The 26,678-nt window shown below is 71.1% G+C and carries 25 protein-coding genes and 1 pseudogene; 14 read left to right on the plus strand and 12 right to left on the minus strand.

Translation table 11 applies throughout. From position 1 onward, the window contains the following. Positions 1-32 precede the first annotated feature (32 nt). On the plus strand, positions 33-3,560 hold the full coding sequence (locus ACWDR4_RS22425) for an ALF repeat-containing protein (RefSeq protein ID WP_450410890.1): 3,528 nt from the start codon (positions 33-35) through the stop codon (positions 3,558-3,560). 2 nt (positions 3,561-3,562) lie between these two features. Here ACWDR4_RS22425 and ACWDR4_RS22430 read toward each other — a convergent pair whose 3' ends face one another. Together ACWDR4_RS22430 and ACWDR4_RS22435 are read right to left on the minus strand one after the other, a co-directional pair. Beyond that, positions 3,563-5,008 (minus strand): protein kinase domain-containing protein, encoded by a 1,446-nt coding sequence (locus ACWDR4_RS22430; RefSeq protein ID WP_450410892.1) that lies wholly within the window; start codon positions 5,006-5,008, stop codon positions 3,563-3,565. After that, the gene (locus ACWDR4_RS22435) at positions 5,005-5,745 is read right to left on the minus strand and encodes an FHA domain-containing protein (RefSeq protein ID WP_450410894.1); all 741 of its coding nucleotides are present in this window, start codon (positions 5,743-5,745) and stop codon (positions 5,005-5,007) included. The genes ACWDR4_RS22430 and ACWDR4_RS22435 overlap by 4 nt, the downstream gene beginning before the upstream one ends. Before the next feature lie 239 nt (positions 5,746-5,984). On the opposite strand from ACWDR4_RS22435, the gene ACWDR4_RS22440 reads away from it, so the two are divergent. Then, a complete protein-coding gene (locus tag ACWDR4_RS22440) occupies positions 5,985-6,458 on the plus strand; it encodes a hypothetical protein (protein ID WP_450410895.1) in 474 nt (157 codons plus the stop codon). Positions 6,459-6,559: 101 nt separating this feature from the next. Further along, positions 6,560-8,701: an FG-GAP-like repeat-containing protein gene (locus tag ACWDR4_RS22445; protein ID WP_450410897.1), complete on the plus strand. Its 2,142-nt coding sequence runs from the start codon at positions 6,560-6,562 to the stop codon at positions 8,699-8,701. A 68-nt stretch (positions 8,702-8,769) separates the two neighbouring features. Here the strand turns inward: ACWDR4_RS22445 and ACWDR4_RS22450 are convergent, their stop codons facing one another. After that, on the minus strand, positions 8,770-9,027 hold the full coding sequence (locus tag ACWDR4_RS22450) for a peptidase inhibitor family I36 protein (RefSeq protein WP_450410898.1): 258 nt from the start codon (positions 9,025-9,027) through the stop codon (positions 8,770-8,772). A 161-nt stretch (positions 9,028-9,188) separates the two neighbouring features. Here ACWDR4_RS22450 and ACWDR4_RS22455 point away from each other — a divergent pair, with 161 nt between their 5' ends. Together ACWDR4_RS22455 and ACWDR4_RS22460 are read left to right on the plus strand one after the other, a co-directional pair. Continuing rightward, on the plus strand, positions 9,189-9,950 hold the full coding sequence (locus tag ACWDR4_RS22455; RefSeq protein ID WP_450410899.1) for a hypothetical protein: 762 nt from the start codon (positions 9,189-9,191) through the stop codon (positions 9,948-9,950). Continuing rightward, positions 9,878-10,351, plus strand: a complete 474-nt coding sequence (locus ACWDR4_RS22460; protein WP_450410901.1) for an RNA-guided endonuclease TnpB family protein — start codon at positions 9,878-9,880, stop codon at positions 10,349-10,351. Before ACWDR4_RS22455 ends, ACWDR4_RS22460 begins: the two co-directional genes overlap by 73 nt. 125 nt (positions 10,352-10,476) lie before the next feature. On the opposite strand, the pseudogene ACWDR4_RS22465 reads toward ACWDR4_RS22460, so the two are convergent. Next, positions 10,477-11,067, minus strand: a pseudogene (locus tag ACWDR4_RS22465) (FHA domain-containing protein); the annotation flags it as partial. A 166-nt stretch (positions 11,068-11,233) separates the two neighbouring features. Next, positions 11,234-11,857, minus strand: a complete 624-nt coding sequence (locus ACWDR4_RS22470; RefSeq protein ID WP_450410903.1) for a hypothetical protein — start codon at positions 11,855-11,857, stop codon at positions 11,234-11,236. A 258-nt stretch (positions 11,858-12,115) separates the two neighbouring features. Between ACWDR4_RS22470 and ACWDR4_RS22475 the strand changes: the two genes are divergently transcribed. The 5 genes from ACWDR4_RS22475 (at position 12,116) to ACWDR4_RS22495 (ending at position 17,803) form a co-directional block, all read left to right on the plus strand. Continuing rightward, positions 12,116-12,970: a bifunctional methylenetetrahydrofolate dehydrogenase/methenyltetrahydrofolate cyclohydrolase gene (locus tag ACWDR4_RS22475; protein WP_450410904.1), complete on the plus strand. Its 855-nt coding sequence runs from the start codon at positions 12,116-12,118 to the stop codon at positions 12,968-12,970. Between the two features lie 109 nt (positions 12,971-13,079). Then, positions 13,080-13,565 carry a DUF3017 domain-containing protein gene (locus tag ACWDR4_RS22480; RefSeq protein WP_450410959.1) on the plus strand — a complete coding sequence of 162 codons (486 nt, stop codon included), beginning with the start codon at positions 13,080-13,082 and terminating at the stop codon, positions 13,563-13,565. 222 nt (positions 13,566-13,787) lie between these two features. Beyond that, a complete protein-coding gene (locus ACWDR4_RS22485; protein WP_450410906.1) occupies positions 13,788-14,291 on the plus strand; it encodes a helix-turn-helix domain-containing protein in 504 nt (167 codons plus the stop codon). A 415-nt stretch (positions 14,292-14,706) separates the two neighbouring features. Further along, the gene (locus tag ACWDR4_RS22490; RefSeq protein WP_450410907.1) at positions 14,707-16,008 is read left to right on the plus strand and encodes an XRE family transcriptional regulator; all 1,302 of its coding nucleotides are present in this window, start codon (positions 14,707-14,709) and stop codon (positions 16,006-16,008) included. Between the two features lie 805 nt (positions 16,009-16,813). Further along, a complete protein-coding gene (locus tag ACWDR4_RS22495) occupies positions 16,814-17,803 on the plus strand; it encodes a malate dehydrogenase (protein WP_450410909.1) in 990 nt (329 codons plus the stop codon). A 41-nt stretch (positions 17,804-17,844) separates the two neighbouring features. Here the strand turns inward: ACWDR4_RS22495 and ACWDR4_RS22500 are convergent, their stop codons facing one another. After that, positions 17,845-18,756, minus strand: coding sequence for a GNAT family N-acetyltransferase (locus ACWDR4_RS22500; RefSeq protein WP_450410910.1), 912 nt, complete (start codon positions 18,754-18,756; stop codon positions 17,845-17,847). Positions 18,757-18,933: 177 nt separating this feature from the next. Here ACWDR4_RS22500 and ACWDR4_RS22505 point away from each other — a divergent pair, with 177 nt between their 5' ends. Further along, positions 18,934-20,166 (plus strand): DUF5954 family protein, encoded by a 1,233-nt coding sequence (locus ACWDR4_RS22505; RefSeq protein ID WP_450410912.1) that lies wholly within the window; start codon positions 18,934-18,936, stop codon positions 20,164-20,166. Here ACWDR4_RS22505 and ACWDR4_RS22510 read toward each other — a convergent pair. After that, positions 20,150-20,926, minus strand: a complete 777-nt coding sequence (locus ACWDR4_RS22510; RefSeq protein WP_450410914.1) for an isocitrate lyase/PEP mutase family protein — start codon at positions 20,924-20,926, stop codon at positions 20,150-20,152. The genes ACWDR4_RS22505 and ACWDR4_RS22510 overlap by 17 nt on opposite strands. After that, positions 20,923-21,456 carry a carboxymuconolactone decarboxylase family protein gene (locus ACWDR4_RS22515; protein WP_450410915.1) on the minus strand — a complete coding sequence of 178 codons (534 nt, stop codon included), beginning with the start codon at positions 21,454-21,456 and terminating at the stop codon, positions 20,923-20,925. The genes ACWDR4_RS22510 and ACWDR4_RS22515 overlap by 4 nt, the downstream gene beginning before the upstream one ends. A gap of 47 nt (positions 21,457-21,503) precedes the next feature. On the opposite strand from ACWDR4_RS22515, the gene pdxR reads away from it, so the two are divergent. Then, positions 21,504-22,943 carry a MocR-like pyridoxine biosynthesis transcription factor PdxR gene (gene pdxR, locus ACWDR4_RS22520; protein ID WP_450410917.1) on the plus strand — a complete coding sequence of 480 codons (1,440 nt, stop codon included), beginning with the start codon at positions 21,504-21,506 and terminating at the stop codon, positions 22,941-22,943. Here the strand turns inward: pdxR and ACWDR4_RS22525 are convergent. From ACWDR4_RS22525 to ACWDR4_RS22535, 3 genes are read right to left on the minus strand one after another with little or no spacing between them, the layout of a single operon-like run. Further along, positions 22,940-23,494 carry a hypothetical protein gene (locus ACWDR4_RS22525; RefSeq protein WP_450410919.1) on the minus strand — a complete coding sequence of 185 codons (555 nt, stop codon included), beginning with the start codon at positions 23,492-23,494 and terminating at the stop codon, positions 22,940-22,942. The two genes, pdxR and ACWDR4_RS22525, sit on opposite strands and share 4 nt — an antisense overlap. Positions 23,495-23,512: 18 nt before the next feature. Next, entirely contained in the window at positions 23,513-23,710 is a 198-nt protein-coding gene (locus ACWDR4_RS22530; protein ID WP_450410921.1) for a DUF397 domain-containing protein, read from the minus strand. Continuing rightward, a complete protein-coding gene (locus ACWDR4_RS22535; RefSeq protein WP_450410923.1) occupies positions 23,707-24,528 on the minus strand; it encodes a helix-turn-helix domain-containing protein in 822 nt (273 codons plus the stop codon). The genes ACWDR4_RS22530 and ACWDR4_RS22535 overlap by 4 nt, the downstream gene beginning before the upstream one ends. Before the next feature lie 149 nt (positions 24,529-24,677). On the opposite strand from ACWDR4_RS22535, the gene ACWDR4_RS22540 reads away from it, so the two are divergent. Together ACWDR4_RS22540 and ACWDR4_RS22545 are read left to right on the plus strand one after the other, a co-directional pair. After that, complete coding sequence (locus tag ACWDR4_RS22540) at positions 24,678-25,094, plus strand: hypothetical protein (RefSeq protein WP_450410925.1); 417 nt, start codon at positions 24,678-24,680, stop codon at positions 25,092-25,094. Between the two features lie 166 nt (positions 25,095-25,260). After that, positions 25,261-25,755: a carboxymuconolactone decarboxylase family protein gene (locus tag ACWDR4_RS22545; RefSeq protein ID WP_450410927.1), complete on the plus strand. Its 495-nt coding sequence runs from the start codon at positions 25,261-25,263 to the stop codon at positions 25,753-25,755. An 80-nt stretch (positions 25,756-25,835) separates the two neighbouring features. Here the strand turns inward: ACWDR4_RS22545 and ACWDR4_RS22550 are convergent, their stop codons facing one another. Continuing rightward, entirely contained in the window at positions 25,836-26,672 is an 837-nt protein-coding gene (locus ACWDR4_RS22550; protein WP_450410929.1) for an aminotransferase class IV, read from the minus strand. Positions 26,673-26,678 lie beyond the last annotated feature (6 nt).

Consider the following 26,678-nt stretch of genomic DNA (forward strand, 5'->3'; position numbering starts at 1 on the left):
CCGGGACCGGACACCTGAACTGGGGGACACACATGAGACGCAAGCGCGACAGCAGACTGCGCGTCAGGTCACGGGCCGCCACGGGGGGCCGCGGAGTGCGCTCCTGTCTCGTCGGTGTCCTGGCCGTCGTACTGGGCGCGGGACTGCTCGGACCCACGCCCGCCGCGACGGCCGCCGCCGGGACGACGCCGCTCACCGACCGCGGCCGTGTCGTCGAGCTGTGGCGACAGGGCGACAGCTCGGTGCGGACCGCAGCGGGGGAGGCACTGCTCGGCACGGACGAGCGGATAGCCGATTTCCTGGCGAACGGGCACCGCATCGCGCTGGAGCAGGACAACCGGCTGCGGGCCCTGAAGCTGATGAACGGCTCCGGTCCCGCCGTACGCGAGAGTCTGAGCACAGCCCTGTCGTTGCCCCCCGAAGAACTCGACGCCTACCTGAAGAACGGCTGGCAGACGGCCTTCGAGGAGGACCAACGGGTGGCCGTCCTCACGGTCATGAACGGCGCGGGCCGCTCGGTGACCAGCAAGGGCAACGCGGCGCTCGCCGACGGCTCCACCCAGGCCCTGACCGGCTTCCTGCTGGACAAGCAGATCACCGCTCGCGCGGAGGACGAGCGGGTGGAGACGCTGATGATCGCCGGCACCGGCGGTCCGGTGGTCCGGCAGGCCGCCGCCGACGCCCTGGACGGCACGGCCGCCGACGTCCACGAGTTCATCGTGAACGGCCAGCACCTGGCCCGGCAGCGGGACGAGGAGGCGATGTCGGTCGCCGAACTGGCCAAGCTGGCGAAGAAGGCGGGTGAGACCGCCACCAGGGAGACCGACGCCGCCGAGGAGGCCTCGGCCCGCGCCGTCGCCGCCGCCGAGCTGGCCAAGCAGGCCGCACAGAAAGCCGCCGCCGAGACCGCCGCCGCCCAGAGCGACGCCGCGAAGGCCTCGGCCGCCGCCGGCCGCGCCGCGGAGGCCGCCAAGGGCGCCGCCGAAGCCGCGCAGACCGCCGTCAACGCGGCCAACACCGCGGTGTCGGCCGCCCGTACGGCAGCCATCGCGTCGTCCGCTGCCGCGTCCGCCGCAGCCGCCGCGGGCAATGCCGCGTCCCGCGCCTACCGCGCCGCCACGGCCGCCTCCAAGGACGCCGGCCAGGCGGCCGGCGCCCGTGCCGCCGCCGAGCAGGCCCGTGACGCGGCCGCGGCGGCGGAAACGTCCGCCCAGGCGCTGAAGAGCGTGATCGTGGCCCTCGCCGGGACACTCACCGCCGTCAAGTCCGCCAAGAGCGCTGCCATGAACGCCGCGACCGCCGCGAGCGCGGCAGCCGAGGCGGCGGGCTACTCGAACGTCTCGGACCAGGAGGCGCGCCGCGCCGAGGAGGCCGCGGCCGTCGCCCGGCGTGCCGCCGCCACCGCGAGCAGCGCAGCCGACCGCGCCGAAACGCTGGCCGGCGAGGCGGCCGCGGCGGCCCGGACGGCAGAGACCGCCGCCACCCGCGCGGCCCAGCACGCGAGAAACGCCGCTGCCGCCGCCGACGAGGCGGCGAAGTACGCGGGCCAGGCCATCGACTACGCCAACAAGTCCGCCGCCCACGCCCTCGCCGCGCGGGCCGCCGCCGACGAGGCCGAGGCCGCCGTCGACCAGGCGACCGCCGTCGAGCGGACGGCCCGCGAGACCGAGGCCCAGGAACTGGCCAACCGGAAGGCACTGGCGGTCATGAACGCCGAGGCCGTCAAGAAGCAGACCGACGCGCGGCAGGCCGATCTGGAGAACAAGCAGGTCGAGGCCGAGCGCGTCGACGCCGAGACGCGAGCGCTCCTGACCGAGGCCGCCGACCCCGCTACCGCCCCCGCGGACGCCGTGGCGAAGGGACGCCGCGCGGCCCTGAACCTGCTGTCCACGGGCGGCTCCTGGACCAAGGAGGCCGCGGCGGACGTGCTGTCCGGCTCCGAGGCCGACGTCATGGAATGGGTGCGGAACGGCCGCGCTCTCGCCGAGGACGCCGACGACCGCGCCCGGGTCGCCCACCTGAAGGACACCGGGCCGACGGAGATCCGCGACGAGGCGCTGACCGCACTCCAGGGCACCCACGCCGACGTGGTCGCGTTCCTCCGGACCGGCCAGTACGAGGCCCAGAGCGAGCGGCTTCGCGTCGAGGTCCTGAAGATCTCCGACGCGGGCGGCACGGCCGTGCGGCAGCACGCCGGAGCCGCCATCGACGACGGCTCGGCCCTTGTCCTGCACGCGTTCATCGAGACCGGCCAGCACACCGCCCGCGCCGAGGACGACCGGGTCGCCGCCCTGACGATCCTGCACAGCGGTGGGGCCAACGCGAAGGCGACCGCCGAGGTCGCCCTGGCCGGGACCGACCGGATGCTGCGTGACTTCGTGGCGGTGGGCCAGTACAAGGCGGCGAAGAAGGACCACGACACCGCCACGCACGTCTCGGGAGTCCACCGGGTCCTCGCCGATGCCGCGAAGACCGCCGCCACCGCCATGGAGGACGCCGCCCGCGCCTCCGAAGCGGCGGCCGTCGCCAACGACGCCGCCGACAAGGCAGCGGAGTACGCCGACCAGGCTCGGGCGTCGGCCCAGCAGGCCGGGGGGTACGCCGAGGACGCCGCCGACTCCGCCGACGAGGCCGGCGCGTCCGCCCGGCAGGCCGCCGACTCGGCCACCCGGGCCCGCGAGGCCGCCAAGACGGCCGCGACCGCGGCTCAGCAGGCCGGCCGGGACGCCGCCACCGCCCGCCGGTCCGCGACCACGGCGCGGGCCTACGCCTCCAGCGCGTACGAGTCCGCTGCGTCGGCCCGGGCCGACGCGCTGGCCGCGGGGAGGGACGCCAAGGCGGCAGCCGCCGCCGCACTGGAGGCGATCCGGAGCTACGTCGATCTGCTCAAGCAGGAACAGCAGAACGAAGAGGGGTACGACGTCGGTGGCGAAGGCGAGGAGGAGCCGTTCAGCGACGAGGACCAGCAACCGGACTTCGATTCGGCCTCAAATCTGGAGAGGCTGATCGCAGGGGACGACACCTACGAGGACATGATCTCCGAGATCGAATCATGGGTCTGCAACCCTCTCCTTGAACTCTCCTGTGACCTGTTCAGGTACTGGGACAGTGCGGAGGGAGGCACCTACGAACTCGACCAATACCAGCTGTTCTGGATCTTCGCCAGCCCGCACTTGCAGGGGACCTTGAACCAGGAATACGCCGGCTGGGCCGAGCAGGCCGCCCAGCAGTGCGTCGGTCCTGCCGGGACTCGGTGCCCGATCCGCGTGGACTCGCTCTGGCTCTCGACATCCTTCCCCGAGGGCGAGCTGGACTTGTTCTTCGCGCTGCGAGGGGTCGACTACCGTGCCCAGGGCGAGCTGACCGCCACGGTGCAGGCGGACGGTAGCGTCCACCTCTCTGGTGACCTTAGGTTGGACTATCACAAGGCCTACAACTTCGATCCGCAGGAAGATCTGATGGGAATCTCCTTCGAGTCGCTGACCGAGGCCACCCGCTACGGAGCCGCCCAGAACTTCACGGTGCAGGGAAGCCAGACCGTCGAAGTCACGTACCCGTAGCCTCAGAAGAGCGAGCGCAGTGCCCCCCACAGCGACGGGCTGTAGTTGCAGCTGCCGACCAGCCTGTGTGACAGCGGGGCGTACGTACCCGCCAGGTTCCCCTGGACGTTCGCGCCGGTGCAGCCAGTGCGCTGCCCGGCGCGGCGGCGGTCGAAGCCCGCGGGGTCGTAGTCGCTGCCGCGGTAGTACACGACGCCGTCGAGGTCGCGGCTGTCCCCGATGTTGTTGAAGATCGAGCGGACGGGGCTGTGCGCGGCCCAGAAGCAGGTCTTGGTGCCCTTCTGCCAGTCCGGGTCGCTGTTCTGCCAGTGACACATCTGCCCGTTGCCGTAGTGCTCGCTGAAGAAGCAGACGCTGCCTGCCGGGCAACGGTCGTAGCCGTAGCCGGACGATGCCGTGGTGGGTACGGCCAAGGCCTCGTACACCGGCGTTCCGTCGTACGCGGTCGCCTGCCGGTGGGCGACGCCGGCCGCGACCCCCAGCCCGGTCGTGAGCACGAGGACGGTGGCGAGTGCCCCGGCCAGGACGGGGTGGCGGCGCCGGAAGGGGCGGCGCGGTCTGCGCGAGCGGCGTGAGCGCGCGACCCCGGCCGCGGCCTCCACGCGGCGCGACAGGGCGTCGGTGCCGATGCGCTCGGCGTGCGTACGGGCCAGACAGTCCCGGACGATCTCCGCCCAGCCGTCGGGGAGTTCGGGCGACAGCCGCAGCTCCTCCGTGCCCCGCGCGTACCGCGTCGCGGCGTCGCCGCGGACCTCCGGAGTGCCGCCCGGCAGAGGAAAGGTGCCGGTCAGGACAGTGTGGGCGAGGACTCCGAAAGCCCAGACGTCGCCGGACGGGCGAACACGTGTGCCCCGCTCGTCCACCTCCGGCCACAGCAGCTCGGGCGGCGTGTAGTCGGGGGTCGCGAAGGCGGGGGCGTAGGCGTGCGTGCCCTCCATCTCGGAGGCCATGCTGAAGTCGGCCAGCCGTACCGAACCGTCCTTCATCAGCAGGACATTGGCCGGTTTCAGGTCACCGTGCACCCAGCCCGCGCGGTGCAACTGGGCCAGCCCCTCGCAGATCTGCGCGAGCAGCGGGCCGGGGTCTCGTATGTCCACGGCGTCGAGGGACGCCTCGGCCTGTTCGAGTACGAGAACGGTGGCGCCGTCGAGTTCGGGACGCTCCGGGTCGTCGACGGTGAACGTCTCGTACATCCGGATCAGCCGCGGTTGCCGCAGCCGCCCGAGGAACTCGACCTCCCGCTCGGCCAGTTCGCGCAGATGCTGGAGCTGGCGGGGGGTCCGGGTGCCGGTGGGGAGGAACTTCAGGGCGGCGGTACGAGGTTCACCGGCGGTACGGCGTCCCGCGTACACGGTGGCGAACGCGCCCGACGCGAGCGGCTCGCGGACCTCCCAGTCCCCGGCGCGGTAGCCCTTCGGGACGGGGACGGCGTGCGGCTGCCCGCTCATCGGCACATCCCGCTCGAGGGCGCGGCGAGCACGACGAGGTCGTCCTCACGGACCAGGTCGAAGCGGAGAGCGAGGGAGACCAGGGTCTCCTTCTTGCCGTTGACGCGTCGGCCCGGTTCCGCGGTGTCCGGCCCCGGGCGCAGCCGCAGCTTGAGAGCGAGGTAGTCGATGTTCCAGTAGACGGCCGACCGGCTCACCGCCGGCCACACCGGCCGTAATCGCTCCACCAGCTCCTCGACCGCCGGCAGCGGGGCGTGCGGTTCGCCGCGCAGGCGGGACTCGCACAGGGCGGCCAGGACGGCGAAGTACCGCTTGGTGCGGTCGAGAGTGAAAGCCGGCGCGGTCAGAACTCCGGACAGCCCCTGCCGGGCGACGCTGCGGAAGACGTGGCGCGGCGCCCAGACGTCGAAGGTGAGCAGGTCGCCCGCAGCGGGCAGGACGACCCGGGAGAACTCGAAGGGCACGGGGGCGTCGACCCTGCCGGGGACGACCTTGACGTGCTCGCCCGCGCCCTCCGGGTTCTCCACGACGTAGGTCTGGTCCTCGCTGAGGTTGCTCAGCAGCCAGAAGCTGCCCTGCGCCGAGATCTCCCCGGCGACCCGGGGCACCCCCTCGTGCGCGATCGTGAGGCCGCCGTTCGTCTCCTCCCGGCCGAACGTCAGCCTCTCACCTGTGGCGATCCTGATCTGGCCGTCCGGCTGTACGCATGCCGGAGGCACGACGATGACGCTGTACATGGGATTGCCCCTCCCCCGATGCCATGAAAGCCACCTCCCCGGTCCAGTCAAGGGGAGGGTAAGTGATGGGGCGGGGAACTCACGAGGGTTGTCGGCGACATGGCGAGTCCGGGCTCATCCTCGAACTTTCGAGGGACGAAAGGCGAAGTTCCGCTGATAGCAGTTATGTGCCCTCGATACCCGAGTGGCCGAATCGCCGCATCTGGCCGATCGCTTCACCAGAGACCGGAGGACCGTCCATGAGACGCCTGCTCGTGTCAGCCGCCGCAGCTGTCGCCGCAACCGCCGCCACCGTTCTGCTGCTCACCGGCGCCCCCGTGGCCGCCGCCGACGACCTGCCGCCGGTCGCCGTCGAGGACTTCACGTATCCCGACGCCGACAGGATCTACGCCGAGCACGGCATCCGGCTGACCACCGGCGACGGCAACATCCTGCTCGCCGAGTGCGGACCCACCGGCCTGATCGAGGTCTGGGCGCGCGACCGCGACTACCCGGTCTGCTTCTCCGTCAAGGGTTCCTCCGGCCGACTGGCCCTGGAACTGCCCAAGGTCTACGGCATCAAGGGCAACGCCTACAAGATCGTCGCCGACCTGACGGTGGACGGCACCGAGACCTCGTACGACGTGACGCCCAACACCTGGACCCCGGTCGGCGAGACCACCGACCCGGAGGCACGCGACCACATGCTCGTGGAACTCAGAGCCACCAAGTAGGACGAGCCACCAAGTAGGCCGTCATGGCCGGGAGTTCACCCTCCCGGACGCCGAACAGCCGTGTCCGTCGCCCGTTCCACCGAGAGGGACCTCACTCAGCCATGTCCTCGTACGACAGACCTCCGCGCGCCGCCACCCGCGGCGCAGCCCTGCTCACGGCCTGCGTCACCGTGGCCGCCGGCGCCCTGCTGTCCACGTCCGCCGCACACGGCGTCGTCGGCACGCCGACCCCCGAAGGCACCCACGCCTTCACCGCCCACCTGGACATCGGCGACGGAGCCCGTGCCTGCTCCGGCGCCCTGATCGCCCCGGAGTGGGTCGTCACCGCCGCCTCCTGCTTCGCCACGGACCCGCAGTCCGGCACCGCCCCGGCGGCCGGGAAGCCCGCGCTGAAGACCGTCGCCACCATCGGCCGCACCGACCTGAACGCCACCGGCGGCCACGTCGCCGAGATCACCCAGATCGTGCCGCGGGCCGGCCGCGACCTGGCGTTCGCCCGTCTCGCCGCCCCGGCGGCCGGCATCACCCCCGTGAAGCTCGCTGCCGCCGCGCCCGCCGCCGGTGACGCGCTCACCGTCCTCGGCTACGGCCGCACAAAGACGGAGTGGGTGCCGGACAAGCTCCACCAGGCGAGCTACACCCTGGACGTGGCAGCCGACGGCACCCTCGCCATGACCGGCAGGACCGCCGACGACTCCGTCTGCAAGGGCGACACCGGCGGTCCCGTACTGCGTGCGACGAGCAGTGGCTCGTACGAGCTGGTGGCCGTCAACTCCCGTTCCTGGCAGGGCGGTTGCCTCGGCAGCACCGAGACCCGCACCGGCGCGGTCGCGGCCCGCACGGACGGCGCGCCGGCGGGCGCGAGCCTGGCCGCCGGGCAGACCCTGCGCTCCGGCGACTCGCTGCTGTCGACGTCGGCCAGGGTCACCATGGGCACCGACGGCGATCTGACCGTCGCCTCCAACGCCGGCAGGACCCTGTGGTCGTCGAAGACGGCCGGCAACCCCGGTGCCACCGCCACCCTCACCACGTCCGGCAACCTCGTCGTGAAGTCGGCCGCCGGAGCCACCCTGTGGGAGTCAAAGACCTCCGCGTCCGGCGGTACCGTCGTCCTCCAGGACCGCGGCAACCTGGTCGTGCGGACCGCCTCCGGCGACGGCCTGTGGTCCAGCAACACCGTCGTCCGGGGCGACATCAACGGCGACGGCCGCTCCGACTTCGCTGTCTGGTACGACTTCGCGGACGGCCGCGACGCCATCAACCGCTTCCTCACGAACGCGGACGGCGTCTTCCAGGCACCGGGGAACGGCTGGATCACCACCACCGACACCTGGACCGCGTCCAACGCGAAGGTGCTGACCGGCGACTACAACGGCGACGGCCTCGCCGACGTGGCCGGCGTCTACGGATACTCCGACGGCACCGTGGGCATCTGGACCTGGCTCGCGAAGGGCGACGGTGCGTACGCCACGCCGTTCCGCACCTGGAAGTCGGCGGCCGGCGACTGGACCTTCTCCCGGGCCACCTTCGTCAGCGGCGACTTCGACGGCGACGGCTGGGACGACATCGCCGCCTGGTACGACTACGCCGCCGGACAGGACCGCCTCTTCACCTTCAAGTCCACCCCGGCCGGTGGCTTCGGCGCGCCCACCGCCTCCCTGACCATCGCGGCAGGCGGCTGGACGGCCGGCTACGCCCAGCTGGTGACCGGCGACCACAACGGCGACGGCCGCGACGACATCAGCGCCTTCTACAACTACGACAGCGGTCTCGCTCGCATCTGGACCTTCCGCGCCACCGCCGACGGCGGTTTCGCCTCCGGCGTCAGGAGCTGGGAGAGCGAGACCTGGGGCGCCCGCGACCGGACCACCGTCTACTCCGGCGACTTCGACGGCGACGGCCGCGACGACCTGGCCGCCTGGTACGAGTACAGCGACGAGACCGACGGGGTGCACACCTGGCTGAGCAACACCGACGGCCTCCCCGCCACCCACAAGGCCTCCGCGAGGCTCGCCGCAGGCAAGGTCATCCGCGGCAGCATGAAGCTCGCCGCCGGTGACTACGACGGCGACGGCCGGGACGACCTCGGCTTCCTGCACGGCTACGACACCGGCATCGTCCGGATGTGGACCCTGCCCGCCCTGAGCGACGGCACCTTCGGCGCGTACACCGGCGGTTGGAACTCCACCGGCTCGTCCTGGACCTTCTCCCGCGTCGGCGTGATCGAGCGCTACCCCGCCTGACGGGACGGGAACGGAATGGCCTCCGGCTCTCCCCCGAGGGGGCCGGAGGCCACGGTCGTACGCTCGTCCTACGTGACGCGGTACGCGCTGACCCACGGGCCGATGTTGCCGTAGCCGCTGTCGTCGATGGTGATCGACCAGCCGGTGCAGTTGGCGTGCTCCCACAGCTCGACCCTGACCGCGGTGTTCTCGGTGCGGGCGGACCGGATCTTGTCGTTCCAGTTGTCGCCGACGTAGGTGCACGACCCGGTGTTTCCGGAGAACTCGTTGTCTGGACCCGAGAAGCCCGTCTCACCAGATTCTGTCGAGGATGCCCCGGTGTTCACGCCGGGGAGGAATCGACTCCCGGTCCTGCGGCGCGGAGCGCCCGGTATCGCCGCCCGGCGGAGCCGGGTAAGGCGAACGCATGTCCGGTTGGTCACTGGTTCGCGTGCACGCGTCCGGGATTCGTGTGGACGTGTGAGTTGCGGTCGTATCGTCGGGTCTCATGAAGCTGGTGGTGCAGGTGAAGCTGTTGCCGACACCCGTACAGGCGGCGGCGCTTGAGGCGACACTGCGCGCCTGCAACCGGGCCGCCGACCACGTCGCCCAGGTGGGCTTCAAGCGCGGCGTGAAGGATCGCAACGGGTTGCAGAAGCTGCTGTACGCCGAGGTCAAGGCCCGCTTCGGGCTCTCCGCACAGCCCGCGGTGCGGGTGGTGAAGAAGGTCGCCGACGCCTACACCGCCCTCACGGCACAGGCGAAGGCCGGGCGTCTGGAACGGTCCTCGTCGAAGCGGTACCGCACGGCGATGGACAGCCCGGTCGCCTTCCGGCCCACGGCGGCGCAGCCGTTCGACGACCGCTGTCTGTCCTGGCAGACGGATGCCCGTACGGTCTCGATCTGGACGACGGGCGGGCGGATGAAGGGCGTGCGGTATACCGGTTCGGCCGATCACCTCAAGATGCTGGCCGAGCACCGTCAGGGCGAGTCGGATCTGGTGTGCCGTAACGGCAAGTGGTACCTGATCGCGACGTGTGACCTCCCCGACCCGGAAGTGTTCGAGCCGGTGGACTTCATCGGGGTCGACCGGGGCATCGTCAACCTCGCCACCACCTCCGACGGCACCAACCACCAAGGCCGCCGCCTGACCCGCTACCGCCGCTGGCACGCGGTCAAGCGGGCCCACTCCAAGCCGTGGGCACTCGCTCCGCGAAGCGCCTGCTGGCCAGGCGTGCGGGGCGGGAGCATCGGCATGCCACCCATGTGAACCACCGAATTTCCAAGGAGATCGTGTCCGTCGCGAAACGCACCGGTCGTGGGATCACCGTCGAAGAACTCGACGGCATCCGGGACCGGGTACGGCTTCGACGCGACCAGCGGAGCACGCTCTCCTCATGGCCCTTCCACCAACTCGGACAACACCTCAAGTACAAGGCCCAACAGGCCGACGTGCCGTTCCTGGAGATCGATCCGGCCTATACCTCGCAGCGCTGTCCGCGCTGTGGGCACACCGAGCGGGCCAACCGGTCCGACCGGGACCATTTTCGTTGTCGTCGGTGTGGCCTCACTGGGCCCGCCGACCACGTCGCCGGGGTCAACGTGCGCAACCGCGCACGCTCGGTGTGGGCCTTTGTCAACAGGCCCGTCCCCGACACCGCCCCTTCCTGAACAAGGTCGGAGCAGTATCAGGGAGATGCGACCCGTGACCGTCCCGTCGTAGGGGGTAGTCGGGAGCGCGACGAGGTGTGAACGCAACCGAGTGCACAAGCTCGGTCGTTTACGGCCGAGGAGTTGACGGCCAGGTAGTCGATGTTCCACTGCACGGAAGTGCGGGACGCGGCGGGCCAGTTGGGGCGCAGCCGGTCGACGACCTGGTCGACCGTCGGCAGCGGCGCGTGCGGGGCGCCGCGCAGGCGGGGCTCGCAGAGGGCGGCCAGGACCGCGAAGTAGCGCTTCGTCCGGTCGACCGAGAAGGCGGGGGCGGTCGTCGCGCCGGTCGGGCCGGCGCACGGGTCGCGGTAGTCGTGGCGTGGCGCCCACACCTCGATCGGGAGCAGATCGCCGGCCGCCGGGAGCACGATCCGGGAGAACTCGAAGGGGACCGGCGCGTCCAGCCGCCCCGGGCCCACCTTGATGTGCTCGCCCGCGCCCTCCGGGTTCTCGACGACGTACGTCTGGGACCGGCTGTGGTTGCTGAGTATCCAGAAGGCGCCCTGCGCGGTGATCTCACCGGCGGCGCGGGAGACACCCTCGTGCGGGATCTCCAGGCCGTTGTCGGTCGCGGACCGGCCGAACGTGAGACGTTCGCCGGGCGCGAGCCGGAATCGGGTGTCTCGTCGCTCGTCCTCCGTGGTCGGCCGAGGTACCACGATGATGCTGTACAAGGTGCGTCTCCCCGGGCCTCGCAGCTATCCGGAGCCAGGGTAGGGCGACGCACCAGGGCCGTGCCTCCCCTGTGCGGGTGAGACACGGCCCTTGACGGTGAATGGCGTGAACTCGCCGACGACCGCTGCTTACCGGTGAGCAACGGTGCGGTGCCTACTGGGGTGCTTACTGGTGTGCCGCCGGGTACTTCGACCGGTTGAACCAGGCCGCGCCCTCGGACTTGCCGACGAACACCGCGACGAGTATCGCCAGGACGGTGTGCACCAGGCCGACGACGATGAACGGGTAGATGCCGAGGACGGCGGTGATGATCGCGAACACCATGGTGGTGATGCGGATGCCGCTGCCGCCGCTGCTGAACTTCGCACCCAGGACGATCGCGAAGACGCCCCACGCGAGGACGATCGCGGTGACGGCCCACAGGGCGCCGGCGGAGTAGTCGGCGAGCTGCTGGAAGTCGACGTTGTCCTTCAGTTCCTCGTCGTTCTTCGCGGCGCTGATCGCGACCGCGGACAGCGCGACGAGGATGGCGCCGATCACCTGGAAGCCCGCGATGACGAAGAGCATCACGCGCGCGGCCTTCACATTGCCCGGCATCGTGAGCGGGCCGCCGGGGTAGCCGCCGTAGCCGGGCTGTCCGTACCCCTGCTGGCCGAGCGGCGGGGCCGCCGGGTAGCCGTAACCGGGCTGCTGGGGCGGGGTCTGCTGGGGGTAGCCGTAACCGGGCGCCGGCTGCTGGGGCTGCTGCTGGGGCGCGCCGTAGGGGTTGTTCGGGTCGCCGAAACTCATGGCGGGTCTTCCTCCGTATGCGTCAAGTGCGGGGACGACGCGAGGCACCGAACGGAGGAAGGTCATGCAGATGCGGTACGCCCCCCGGCCCTGCCCGCGGCACTGTGCTGCTCAGCTTTTTATCGTTCTTTAGTTCGCTCATACTTGTCCAGCCGCATAGTGCATGTGTTGTGCAAGTGCAACATCCGCGATCATGCGTATCAGGTCGTAGGGCACCCGGATTGGAACCGGGAGGCGGTCATCCGCGAGGATGTGGGTATGAGCGCCCAGATTCTCGATGGCAAGGCCACCGCAGCCGCGATCAAGTCCGATCTGACCGCCCGCGTGGCGGCGCTGAAGGAGAAGGGTGTGACGCCCGGCCTCGGCACGATCCTGGTGGGTGAGGACCCCGGCAGCCAGAAGTACGTCGCCGGAAAGCACCGTGACTGCGCGCAGGTGGGCATCGCCTCCATCCAGCGCGAACTGCCCGACACGGCCACGCAGGAGGAGATCGAGGCGGCGGTCCGCGAGCTGAACGAGGACCCCGCCTGTACCGGTTACATCGTCCAGCTGCCCCTCCCCCGGGGCATCGACGAGAACCGCGTCCTCGAACTGATGGACCCCGACAAGGACGCGGACGGCCTCCACCCGATGAACCTCGGCCGCCTCGTCCTGAACGAGCCGGCGCCGCTGCCCTGCACCCCCAACGGCATCCTCACCCTCCTCCGCGCGCACGGCGTGGAGATCAAGGGCGCGGAGGTCGTGGTGGTCGGCAGGGGCGTGACGATCGGCCGCCCGATGCCGCTCCTTCTCACCCGGCGCAGCGAGAACGCGACGGTGACGCAGTGCCACACGGGTACGCGTGACCTGGCCGCCCACCTCCGCCGCGCCGACATCATCGTCGCCGCGGCCGGCTCGGCCCACCTGGTCCGCCCCGAGGACGTGAAGCCGGGCGCCGCGGTCCTCGACGTCGGCGTCTCGCGCACCGCCGAGGGCAAGATCGTGGGCGACGTCCACCCGGGCGTCGCCGAGGTCGCCGGCTGGATCTCCCCGAACCCCGGCGGAGTCGGCCCGATGACCCGTGCCCAGCTGCTCGTCAACGTGGTCGAGGCGGCGGAGCGCAGTGTCGGCTGAGGCGGAGGACAGGCGGGCGGAGCCCGCGACGGCGTCCGGCGAGGTGGCTCGTGAGCCGTCCGGTACGGCTTCCGGTGGGCCGTCCGGTACGGCGTCCGGTGAGACTGAGGTGCCCCAGTCCGGTGTCGGCGAGTCGGACGGTGCTGTGAACTCGGTCGGTGCCGTGGACCCCGTCAGTGCGCCGGACGCCGCGGGGCGTCCTCGGCGTACGACGCGTCGTTTCCCTCTCTTCACGCGGGACACCGCGCGGCCCGAGGGGGGCGGCCGGGCTGCTCCCGGCGGTGCTCCGGCGCCCGCTCGGCAGTGGCCGATCCTCGCCGTGCTGAGCGCGGTCGGACTCGGACTGCTGCTGACCGCGCTGGACGTGTTCCGGGTCGGGACGGTGCTGATCGGAGCCGCGCTGCTGGCCGGTGCGGTGCTGCGCTGGGTGATGCCCGATGTCGGCATGCTCGCTGTCCGCTCCCGCTTCACGGACATCGTCACCTACGGCTTTCTCGGCCTGGCGATCGTCCTGCTGGCGTTGATGATCCAGCCCGACCCGTTGCTGAAGACCCCGTTCCTCCAGGACATCCTGCACTTCACGGTGGCCGAGTAGCGGCTCCGGTGGGTCCGGTGGGTCCGGTAGGCCGTCGGCCCGTCCCCTCTCTCCCGGGTGTGGACGGGCCGGCGTCCGCGTTCCCTCCGGCACGGGGGGCCCGGTTCGGCGTCTGTCGGTGCGCTGCGGCACGGAAGCCATCGTTCCGCCGAGGTGTCCGGGCCCCGCCGCAGGTGGAACCACTCGCCCGTCCCGCGTCGTCCGACATCGTGGAGGTGAGTGATGAGCGCCTGGCAGCCGCTGCCGGACGATCTGCCGCCGGAGGTACGGCACTTCGTGGAGCAGGTGCGGGTTCTCAAGGACCGCACCGGGCTCAGTCTGGCCGCGCTCGGCGCGCGCACCGCGTACAGCAAGTCCTCCTGGCAGCGGTACCTCAACGCGACCCAGCCGCCGCCTCGGCAGGCGATAGCCGCGCTGTGCCGGGTCGCGGGCCTCACCCCGACGGACGCCGAACGCTTCGGCGTCCGCTGGGAGTTGGCGGTCCAGGCCTGGCCCCGGCCACCGGCTCCGCAGCAGCAGGACCAGGGTGGGGGCGGTGCGTACGACGGGGTGTACGAGGAGGAGGTGCCCACGCTTCCGTGGTGGGTGGAGCCCGAGTCCGCCGGGGATGCGGAGGCATCGACGGGGGCTTCCGGGGACTCCTCCCGGAGGGTGCTGCTCGTCGCCGTACTCCTCGTACTGGCGCTCGGGTTGCTCGCGGTGGTCGGCGCTGTCGCTTTTGGGTGATGCCGCTGAGGGAATGTGACAGCCGTGCGTCCACTGTGACCGTTCTTGTGCTTTCTGTGTGGCGATGTGTCGATAAGTTCGAGGAATTGCAACCGGCGCGCAACGCGACACGGCTAATGTGGGCAATCGGGACGGTCCGGGGCGTCCCGTGCACCATCCAGGGGTTCGGCCGGCCGGGAGGGCTACCGGTGGAACACTGGACCGCAAGCCAGGGGCGTGCAACGGTGCACCTCCAGGCCCGACAATGCTCCCGTGCGCCCCCACCCCGGGAACCGAGATCCTGAATGGGTGCATCCGTTTGGGTAGCCAAGACAGTCAAGTACGGACTCGGCGAGGGATCCACGGCACTACGCACGGGAGAACAGCCAGCACGACCGGGGGGAATGAGGGGGGAACCATGCCTCGTTGGAGGGCCTTGCCGGATGATCTCGATCCGCAGGTCAAGGAGTTCGCGAGCCAGCTGCGCAGGCTTGTGGACCGGAGCGGCCTGAACATCGCGGCGGTGGCCGACCGCACGGGCTACAGCAAGACGTCCTGGGAGCGTTATCTCAGCGGCCGGCTTCTCGCGCCCAAGGGCGCGATCGTCGCCCTGGCCGAGGTCACCAACACCAATCCCGTTCATCTGACCACGATGTGGGAATTGGCCGAGCGCGCGTGGAGCCGCTCGGAGATGCGCCACGACATGACCATGGAGGCGATCCGGATCTCCCAGGCGCGCGCCGCGCTGGGGGAGTTCGGGGCGCCTGCCGCCGACACGAAGAACGGGAGCGGCAAGAACGGGCGGGCCGCCCGGAGCGCCACGGTGACTCCGGGAATCGCCGGACCCGCCGGCGTCTCCCCGACCGTGCCGCCGCAGCCGACCCCGGAGACCCGGGACTCGGTGGGCGACGTACGGGCGGGCGCGGCGCGGGGCGGTGTCTCCGGCGGCTCGGCGAGTTCCGCGAGTTCGCTCGGTTCCGTCAGCTCGGCCAGCTCTGCGAGTTCCGCCTCGGCCGAGGCCAACTCCTGGGGCATGGCCGGGTACCAGGGGCCGGCGGCGAGGAGCGGCGCCGGGGGGCGCACGGCGACTCCGCCCTCCGGATCGCCCGGATATCCGGGCGGGACGCCCTGGACTCCTGGTACGCCCGTACCGGGATCCGGCGGTGCGCCGCAGGACGCCGGGCCGGGGGGCAGCGGCGGTCCCAGCGGTTCCGGTGGTCCTGGTGGTTCCGGCGGTTCGCGGCGCAAGCGGCGGCTCACGATGTTCCTCGCGGGCGTCGTGGGGGCGTCGGTGGTGGTCGCGGGGGCCCTGTTCTTCACCAACCAGGGCGATGACACACCGGTGGCGAGCAAGCCGAGCCCGTCCCCGACCACGTCGGCCGGCACCGATCCCGACCTGCCGGTCGGGGTGGAGTGCAGCGGCGACACGTGCACCGGCCAGGACCCGGAGAACATGGGCTGCGGCGGCGAGTTGGCGCAGACCGCCAACAGTGTCACCGTCGGCACCACGCTCGTCGAGGTCCGCTACAGCAAGACCTGTCAGGCGGCCTGGGCGCGCATCACCCAGGCGGCCCCGGGCGACCAGGTCGACGTCACCGCCTCCGGCGGAGCAAAGCAGACCGGCGCGGTCGACACGGACACCGACGCGTACACGCCGATGGTGGCCGTGAAGGACGCGGGCGACGCAACGGCATGCGTCACACTCGCAACGACGGGCGAGAAGGGGTGCACGCAGTAGGAAGCGGCTCCAGGGCTGCTACGGCAGCCCTGGCAGCTACCGGCAGCCATGGCGGTTGCGGGGCTGCCATGGCGGCTACGGCAGCTAAGGCGGTCGGGGCAGCCACGGCGGCTGTGGCGGCCACAGTGGCTGTGGCTGGCAGGGAGTCCGGGCCTGCCGCGGTGGCTGTGGTGGGCAGGGCTGCTGGGCTCGAAGCGGCTGGTCCCGCTCCACACCGTGGTCACCACGGGCTGGGTCCGGGGCGGCAGCGGCACGTATGACGCCGGGCCAGCCACGTTGGCCACGGCTGCCAGGGCGGCTGCGGCGGTCACGGCGGCTGGGAGCCATGGCGGGTTGTGGCGGCCGAGGCAGCCACGGCGGCTCGGGTGGCTGCGGCGGGCGGGGCGGCCAAGGCGTTCCATGGCGGCCCGGGTAGCTAAGGCAGCCATGGCATCTCTCCCTCGTGCGACGGCATCGCGGACCGCGGGATCGTGGATCGTGAAATCGGTGGGTGAGGGGATTGCTCGGGCGAGTTCGGGGCAGGCGGGGAATTACCCCCACGGGAATCCGGCACTGTCGGTCCCCGGTCGGCGGTCGCTCGTCCCCCACCTCTCCCAGGCGAGCGGCCGTCGCCGCCCGGTAAACCGCCCGGGAAACCGTGCGCGACAGCGTGGGCGCGGCTCTGTGGGGTGGGCCACATGGGACCCGGACGTCCGGGATCCCGGATGCGCGATAGCCTGACGGCGGATCTCTCTTGACGCCAAGAGATCGATCATCCGAACCGGGGCAGCGACGCCCCACCGCCAGCTGTCATACGGAGAACGCCATGACCCGCACTCCCGTGAACGTCACCGTCACCGGCGCGGCCGGCCAGATCGGTTACGCCCTGCTCTTCCGCATCGCCTCCGGCCAGCTGCTCGGCGCGGACGTGCCGGTCAGGCTCCGCCTCCTGGAGATCACCCCGGCGCTCAAGGCTGCCGAGGGTACGGCCATGGAGCTGGACGACTGCGCCTTCCCGCTGCTCCAGGGCATCGACATCACGGACGACCCGAACGTGGCCTTCGACGGCGCGAACGTGGGCCTGCTGGTCGGCGCCCGCCCGCGCACCAAGGGCATGGAGCGCGGTGACCTCCTGGAGGCCAACGGCGGCATCTTCAAGCCGCAGGGCAAGGCCATCAACGACAACGCCGCGGACGACATCAAGGTCCTCGTCGTCGGCAACCCGGCCAACACCAACGCGCTGATCGCGCAGGCCGCCGCTCCGGACGTACCGGCCGAGCGCTTCACCGCGATGACCCGCCTCGACCACAACCGCGCGCTGACCCAGCTCGCGAAGAAGACGGGCACCACGGTCGCCGACATCAAGCGCCTGACGATCTGGGGCAACCACTCCGCCACCCAGTACCCCGACATCTTCCACGCCACGATCGCCGGCAAGAACGCCGCCGAGGTCGTCAGCGACGAGAAGTGGCTCGCGGAGGACTTCATCCCGACCGTCGCCAAGCGCGGCGCCGCGATCATCGAGGCCCGTGGCGCGTCCTCGGCCGCCTCCGCCGCGAACGCCGCCATCGACCACATCCACACCTGGGTCAACGGCACGGCCGACGGCGACTGGGCCTCCATGGGCATCCCGTCCGACGGCTCGTACGGCGTCCCGGAGGGCCTCATCTCCTCCTTCCCGGTCACCACGAAGGACGGCGTGTACGAGATCGTCCAGGGCCTGGACATCAACGAGTTCTCCCGCGCCCGTATCGACGCGTCGGTGCAGGAGCTGGCGGAGGAGCGCGAGGCGGTCCGCGCCCTCGGCCTCATCTGAGCCCCGCTCCGAGTTCCGACAGCCCTTCCCTCGGGCCCCGTTCAGGCTTCGGCCGGACGGGGCCCGCGTGCGTCCGGCGCCGCCGGGGACAGCCGCTTTTCGAACCAGTGCCCCGCGTAAGGGTTTTCGTCGTAGCGCGGGATCTCCGCGTAGCCGCACGCCCGGTACATCGCCCGCGCCTCCGTGAGCACGGCGTGCGTGTCCAGTCGTACGACCGTCAAGTCCCGTACGGCGGCCTGCTGTTCGAGGCCTTCGAGGATGCGCCGGGCGAGGCCCAGACGGCGGGACCCGGGATCCACCCAGACGTGCCGGATCTCGCCCACCCCCGGTTCGAGCCGCCGCAGCGCCCCGCAGCCCACGGTACGCCCCTCCTCGTACGCCACCAGGAAGGCACCCGCGTCCCCCGACACCTCGTGCGGCTGTACGAGGGCTGCCGGGTCGAAGCCCTCGGGGAACCGTTCGTCGATGTCGGCGGCGTACGCGGCGAGGCAGGCGCGGGCGTCGGGGCTCGCGCCGTCGACGGTCTCGACGGTGATCGCCGCGAGGCGCAGCAGCCGTCGGGCGGTGCCGAGGGCGGCCGTCAGTTCGCCGCGCCGGGTGTCGTCGAGGCCGGCGAGGAGGCCCGCCGCCAGAGCGTCGGCCCGTCGGTTCTGCTCGCCCAGCTCGGCCTCTCCGGCCGGCGTCAGCTCCACGATCCGAGACCGGCTGTCCCCGGGGTGCACCCGCAGCCGGACCAGCCCCTGCCTCCCCAGCGCGCGCACCAGCCGGCTCAGATACCCGGCGTCCAGGGTGAGCCGGGTGCGCAGCTCGCGCAGCGAGGCGCCGTCCCCGGCCTCGGAGATCTCGAACAGCAGCCGTGCCTCGCCGAGCGGCCGGTCCTGGCCGAGGTAGTGGTCGTCGAGGGCGCCGATGCGGCGGGTGAAGTACCGGTTGAACTGCCGGAGGGTACTCACGTCGTCCGATGAGCCCCGGCCGGCCGAGGCTGGGTCCGTCGAGGGTGGCGGGAGTGGTTCCATGGTTCTTTGACCTTAGTCAAAGAACTGGCGGGATTCCACAGGATTCCACGCCGGGGCCCCGCGAATTCGGTGAATTCGGGTGTCGGGCACGCCCGTTGTGTGCACGCTCGGTGCATGGGCGACTACAGGGATGACGTTCCGGCGTATCTGACGATCAGGGTCACCGCTCAGGAGGGCCCGATCGCGGCCTTCGCGGAGCAGGAGGCGGGGGAGGCCGCGATGCGGTACCCCGACCTGATGGGGGTGGGTATCCCCGAGTTCTTCCATGCCAAGGAGCGCGAGGCGGGCGGCTGGGAGCTGTTCGGCTACGGCAACGACACCCCGCAGGGCTCCCGGGACTCGCTCGGCTCGGTGTTCCGGCTGCGGGCCAGTGAGGCCGAGAAGACGGGCGACGAGGGCGCCCGGCGCAAGTGGATGGCGGCGGCGCTGCGTATGGACCGGGAGGTCGTGAACGACCTGCGGGTGCGCGGCGAGAGATTCCGGATCGTACGCGCCTCACGCTTCGTCCGGATGGGGCCGAACGGACCCGAGCCGCCCCGCCCGTCCGACCCCGACCCGGCGGAGGTCGGCGAGGCGTACAAGGTGGGCCCGCGGACGAAGGGTTTCGTGGTCGACCCCGTCACCGGCACCGGGCTGTCCGACGGCATCCTCAAGCTGGACCTCATCCAGTTCGTCGGTATCGCCCCCGGTGCGCCGCAGGCGGTCAGGGACGAGGCACGGCGGGCGCTGCACACCCACCCGGGCGGGGTGCTGCTGCCCGCCGTCTACATGATCTCCGAGCGGGTGGACGGGAGTTGGCGGGCGCACAACCCCGGCGCCTCCGACTCCACGCCCCAGGGCGCGCGGGACTCCCTGGCGTACTGGCTGCGCGTGACGGCCCCCTACACGCTCCGGCTGAGCGAGGAGAAGGCCGCGGAGTACGCCCTGATGGCCGACCGCGTCGACGAGAAACGCCTCAACGTCGCGACCGTCGACGGCGTCCGCTACCGCGTCACCCGCGTCGAGCGCCTGATCAGGGTCGGCCCCGACGGCCCCGAGGGCCCCCGCCCCTCCGACTTCGACCCGGAACCACCGGTCGAGGTGCAGACACGCGAGCTGAAGGCGAAGGGCCTGTGGAAGGAGGAGGACGACGAGCCCGTCCAACTCAGCGAACAAGCCCAGGAGTTGCAACGCCGGTGGGAGGCGGAGGAGGCCCGGAGGGCGGCGGTACGAGAGAACAGAAGGAAGGCGAAGGAGGCGGCGAGGGAAGCGGCGGAGGAGAGGGCGAAGGGGCAGATTCAGGGTCAGGAGGAGGGGCGGGGCGAGGGGCAGGGCGGGGGAGGAGAAGGGCCTACGCCCGCTGCCTGAGCCCGCTCTCGACCACGACCACGCTCCCGGCTCCGACTCCGGGTCCGCCCGCGATGAGCCCGTCCGCTATCTCCCGCAGTGCCTCGGTCGTCCGGCGCAGCAGGCCCGGGCCGAAGGTGATCCGGGTGGCGCCGAGGGTGCCCAGTTCGGTCGGGGAGGGGCCGTCCAGCGTGGCGAGGACGTTGAGCGGGCCCTTGATGGCGGACCGCAGCAGCGGCAGTGCGGCGGGCGGTGCCTCGATGGGATACACGCAGTCCGCGCCGGCCGTCACGTACAACGCAGCCCGCTCGATGGCCTGTTCGGGGTCCTGGTCGCCGTACGCGAACGTGTCGACACGGGCGTTGAGGAAGAGTTGGCCGCCCGCCGCGTCCCGTATCTCGGCGAGCCGGTCGGCGTGGGCGTGCGGGTCGGTGAGGGCGCCCGCGTGGGAGTCCTCCAGGTTGCAGCCGACGGCGCCCGCCGCCAGCAGCCGCTCCACCAACTCCCTTGGTGCCAGGCCGTATCCGTCCTCCACGTCCGCCGACACGGGGACGTCCACGGCCCGGGCGATGCGGGCGACCGCCGCGAACATCTCGTCGACGGGCGTGGCCCCGTCCGGGTACCCGAGCGAGGCCGCGATCCCGGCGCTGGGTGTCGCGAGCGCGGGGAATCCGGCGGCGGCGAACTCCCGTGCGCTGACCGCGTCCCAGGGGCCGGGCAGGACCAACGGGTCGTCGGGGAGGCGCTGTTGGTGCAGGGCGCGGAAGACGTCCACCGTCACTTGGCGCCGCCGGTCGCGTACTGGCCGGGCTTGTAGTGGCCAGGGACCATACGGGTCGTCACCGCGAAGCGGTTCCAGGCGTTGATGACCGTGATCCCGGCGATCAGGTGGGCCAGTTCGGCCTCCTCGAAGTGGTGGGCGGCTTGGTCGTAGACCGCGTCGGGTACGAAGCCGTCGGTCAGGACGGTCACCGCCTCCGTCAGCCGGAGTGCTGCCAGCTCCTTCTCCGTGTAGAAGTGCGCCGACTCCTCCCACGCACTCAGCTGGACGATCCGCTCCGCACTCTCGCCCGCCGCGAGCGCGTCCTTGGTGTGCATGTCCAGGCAGTAGGCGCAGTGGTTGATCTGCGAGGCCCGGATCTTCACCAGCTCCCAGAGAACCGGGTCGAGGCCCTCCCGGGCCGCCGAGTCCAGCCGGATCATGGCCTTGAAGACGTCGGGAGCCAGCTCGGCCCAGGGCAGACGGGGGCTGTGCTCGGGGGCGAGCGGGGAAGTGGTCTTCTCTTCGGCCTTCTGTTCATACGTGGTCATGCCATCGACTCTAGGAGCCGAGTAGCCCAAGGGTATGGTCCATTTCCATGGCAGGATCCTGGGCCACTTTGGGGGTCGACCTCCACCTCGACCCGACCGGCACCGGTGCCGGCACAGGCGTACGCAGAGGGCTGACGGACGCGATCCGGGAAGCGGTGCGCGGGGGCAGGCTGACCCCCGGTACCCGCCTGCCCTCCTCCCGCTCCCTCGCCGCCGATCTCGGCATCGCCCGCAACACGGTCGCCGACGCGTACGCCGACCTGGTCGCCGAGGGCTGGCTCACCGCGCGCCAGGGCTCGGGCACCAGCGTGGCGGAACGCCCCGTGCCCCGCCCGTCCGCCGGGCCCACCCGGCACCCGCGTTCACCGTTCCCGCCGGTGCACGACCTGATCCCCGGCAGCCCCGACCTCTCCTTCTTCCCCCGCGCCGCCTGGCTCAGGGCATCCCGCCGCGCCCTGACCGCCGCCCCCAACGACGCCCTCGGCTACTCCGACCCGCGCGGACGCGTGGAACTCCGTACCGCCCTGGCCGGCTATCTGGCACGTGCCCGGGGCGTCCACACCCACCCCGACAGGATCGTCATCAGCTCCGGCTTCGTACACGGGCTGATGCTGCTGGGCGGGGTCCTGCGCGCCCGGGGGCTCACCTCACTGGCCGTGGAGTCGTACGGACTGGACGCCCACTGGCGGCTGTTGGAGCGCGCGGGGCTACGGACGGTACCGCTCGGCCTCGACGAACAGGGCACCCGTACCGAGGAGTTGACGGGAGGGGAAGGGGAACTGGCGGCCGTACGAGCGGTGTTGCTGACGCCTGCCCACCAGTTCCCGATCGGCAAGTCGCTGCATCCCGACCGGCGGGCCGCCGTCGTGGACTGGGCGCGGCGCGGGGACGGGCTGATCCTGGAGGACGACTACGACGGCGAGTTCCGCTACGACCGTCAGGCGGTGGGCGCGCTCCAGGGGCTGGACCCCGACCGGGTGGTGTACGCCGGTACGGCCAGCAAGTCCCTGGCGCCGGGCCTGCGGCTGGGCTGGCTGGTGCTGCCGCCGTCCCTGGTCGGCGAGGTCGTCGCGGCGAAGGGCAGGATCGACTGGTCCTGCGGCGTCTTCGACCAGCTGACGCTCGCGGAGTTCATCGACTCGGGTGCGTACGACCGTCAGGTGCGCGCCGCCCGGCTGCGTTACCGGCGTCGACGGGACGCGCTGGTCGCGGCCCTGGCCGCCAGGGCACCCCACGTCCACGCGACCGGCATCGCGGCCGGTCTGCACGCGGTCCTGCAACTCCCGCCGGGTACCGAGGAGTCGGTGGTACGGGAGGCGGCCCGACGGCGACTGGCGGTACACGGTCTCGACCTCTACCGCCACCCCGACTCCACCGCCGAGCGGACCGACGCGCTGGTGGTGGGGTACGGGACACCGCCGGACCACGGGTGGGCGGGGGCGCTGGAGGAGCTGTGTGCGACGGTTGCTCCGGCGGCCGGTTCCTAGACCTGTTGTGCCCTCCGCCACGCCACTTCCTCGGCGGCCACCGGGCCGTGGACGCTGTACACGTCACCGACCCGCAGATCGTCCGGCGTCTCGTACTCGCCGTGGGTGCCGATGACGGTGACGGCCACATGGGAGTCGGGCTGCCAGAACGTACGGAAATACGGACCGGTTGTCGGGATCTCCGGGATCTCCACCAGGGGCACGCCGCGCCGCGTCAGCAGACGTTGCAGCTTCTCGAACCGGAGCCTGTAGGTGAACCGCCCGTACCGGGCACGGAGCACGTCGTGGACGTCGACGCGCTTCCGGTGGGCGAGCCGGTGCACCTGGAGAGTGAAGTGGTGGCCCGACCAGGAGTGTTCGGCGGAAGCGCGGTTCCAGAAGAACTCGACGAAGCCGTAGCCGAGGTACATGTCGTGGTCGCTGAAGGTGCCCTCGGCGCAGTCCGGCCCCAGCACCTTGGCGACCTGCTCGGGGAAGTCGGCGTGGCTCACGCCGAGCACGGTGCCGGTGGTGACGACGTCCAGGTAGAAGGCCAGGGAGTACGGGGTCACTGGCCAACCCTCCAGGGCCTACTTCGCCTTGACCTCGGTGAGGAAGGGGGCCCAGGCGGCCGAGGCGAAGAGGATCGCGGGCCCGTGGGGGGCCTTGGAGTCGCGGACGGGGACGATGCTGGCGATCCCGTCGCCGACTTCGAGGCAGTCGCCGCCGTTGGAGCTGCTGTAGCTGCTCTTGCGCCACGCGACGGGCAGTTCGCTCGCGCTGATCATGTGCCTAGCTCCTTCAGATGCCTGCCGATCAACTCGGCCGACGCGTCGGGTGACAGGGCCATCGCCCTGAGCAGATCATAGGTGTGGGCCGCCACGACCACCTCCCCCCGGTCTGCGGTTGTCCGTCCCTGAAAGAAACCGTCCACGTGGAGAACGTCCTCACCCTCGTCGAACCCGAGCAGCATGAACGCGCCTTCCAGCCCGGGATGCGTGACAACCGTGCGGGGGATGATCTGGATCACCGTGCGGGGGTGTTGGCCCGCCTCCAGCAGGCGTTCGAGCTGGGTGCGCATCACGGCCTCGCCGCCGACGTGCCGCATGAGGACGTACTCGTCGATGATGAACCAGGTCCGGGGCCGTTCCTCGCGTTCGAAGATCTCCTGTCGGCTCATACGGGCGGCCACCAGGTCTTCGAGGTTGTCCGGTCGGGCATCCGCCAGGATGGTGCGCGCGTAGTCCTCGGTCTGCAACAGGCCAGGCAGAACCTGTCCCTGGAACGACCGGATGGACACGGCATTACGTTCCAGCTCGACGAGCGGCAGGAACCAGGACGGATACGCGTAACACATGACGAGCGGGTACAGCCTCCCGAAGTGCCCGTCCGTCTTCAACGCGATGTCCAGGTCGCGCGCGAGGTCCTCCGACGGGACCCTTTTCGCCGCCTCCACCTTCGAAATCATCGACTGGGTCGTGTGGGCCAGCTTCGCGAGCCTCTCCTGGGACATGCCCATCTTGGTGCGGATACGGGCCAACTCCGTTCCGAAGAAGGCCAGGAGGGACGTAGTGGGGTCCGGTGCCGGGTTGGTTTCGACAGCCATGCGCAAACCTCCTCCGTCATGACCGGGGCTTGGTCATGGGGATCTGCCATGACCTCGGCTCAGTCATGGCGTTCTCCCTGGTGAAGCTACCCAACGGAGCGCAACGCTGTCTCCACAACCGGTAGTTGCCCACCCCAAAGGAGAAGCGCGTGGAGACGGACAAGTGTGCGGGTGCGGCCCCCGAGGCCGGAGCGGTGCTGTACGACGGGGAGTCGGGGAGAGTCGGGGAGTACCGGGCGAAGGCAGGCCCGTATCTTCTGCTCCGCCCGCTCGGGGGCGGCCGGGAGTGGGAGGCGGACCCTGGGGGCGTACGCCCGGCGACCCCCGCCGAGCAGTTGAGCGCCAAGGTGCGGGCCGCGAACGACCAGGGGACGCGCAACCGGGCGGAACCGGTGAACGCGCCGCAGCACGAGGCCCGACGCCCGCCGGTGCCTGTCCCGGGCTGTACGGAGTGCGCCGAACTCGATGCCCAACGCGCCGCCGCCCGCGCCCGGTTCGACTGGAGCGGGGAGACGGACGCGAACGTACTGCTCCGCTCCCACCAGCGACGGGACCACGGCGCATGACCCGCCGGACGTGGAGGAGTGGCAGCGCAAGCACACGCAGGACACCCGGCACACCCGCTATCGCCGTACGTTCGCGGACTACGCGGTCATGGAGCCCGATTGTCCGGCGCGGTAATGCCGTCGACTTTCCGATCCCGGGGTCCTCTTCAGCGGTTACAGTATTCCCATGACCACCACTGAACCCATATCCCGTGTCGCCCTCAAGAAAATCACCCCCGAGGTCTCCGCGTCGATGGGTGCCCTGCACGGCGCCGCTGTTTCCGCCGCGCAGGATGCCAAGGTCGAACCCGAACTCCTGGAACTGATCCGGATTCGCGCGTCCCAGATCAACGGCTGTGCGTTCTGCCTCGACATGCACACCAAGGACGCCCGCGCCCAGGAGGAGACCGAGCAGCGGATCTACGCGCTCAGCGCCTGGCGGGAGACCCCCTTCTTCAGCGAACGGGAGCGCGCCGCACTGGCGTTGACCGAGGCCGTGACCCTGGTGCACGACGGGCACGTGCCCGACGACGTGTACGCGGAGGCCGCCGCCGTCTTCGACGAGGCACAGGTCGCCGCGCTGATCTGGGCGGCCACCGTCATCAATGCGTACAACCGGATCGCCATCGCGACGCGGATGGTTCCGGGGGCTTATCAGTCGGCAGTGAAGAAGAGCAGCTGAACGAAAAGCGGCTGAATTCGGGCGTGGAAATGTGGGGCGGGGCGAATTCAATGCCCTGCCCCACTTTTGTCTTTCTCTGCTTATTGCAGCGGCTCCATCAGATCCTCCAGCCATTGGCGCCATTCAGTGGCCCGTTCCGCTCGCCCCGCCCGCAAAAGCGGTTCCTCCGATCCTTCGCCCGCCGTCCATTCCGTCACCGGGCGGATTCCGTGCAGGGCGTTCACCAGCCACACCTCGCGGCCGTCCAGGTCGGCGAGGGCGCGTTCGCGGTGGGCGATGCGGATGCCGGTGCGCTGGGCGCGTTCCTGGATGAGGGAGAGGGTGACTCCGGCCAGGACGGGGAGCTGCGGTGAGGGGAGGCAGAGGGTGTCGCCCTCCCACCACAGGACGCTGGAGGTGGCGCCCTCCAGGACCACGCCCGTGGGCGCGATCAGCACCGCCTCGTCCGCACCCGCGCCGGCCGCCCGCTGCCGGACCCGGGCCAGGATGTCCAGGTCGGGACCCTTGCGGCGGGGGACGGTGCGCGGATCGGACTGGCCCGTCGCCCAGACCCGTACGCCTGTGCCGAGGGGTGGTGCGTGGCGGAGGAGCAGCCTCAACTCCCTTGATTCCGCGCCCAGTTCGACCCGGGGGAACCACTCCCCGGTGCGTGGCAGCGCGGCGGTCATGTCCCGCCAGAAGTCCACCAGGTGGCGCAGCGAGGGACCGCCCGAGTCACCGCAGGCCCGCAGGAAGCGCTCCCGGTGGCGGGCCAGGCCCCGTACCCGGCCGTCGCGCAGCAGCCACGAGTCGGCGACCGCCAGCCGCTCACCGACCGTCGGCACGGAACCGTGTGCGTCCGGTCCGGTCAGACCCCGGCGCGGCGACCACGCCAACAGCCCTTCCGTGGCCGCTGCTTGTGTTGCTGAGTGCGTCATCAAGTG

The sequence above is a fragment of the Streptomyces sp. NPDC000878 genome, from assembly GCF_053599695.1.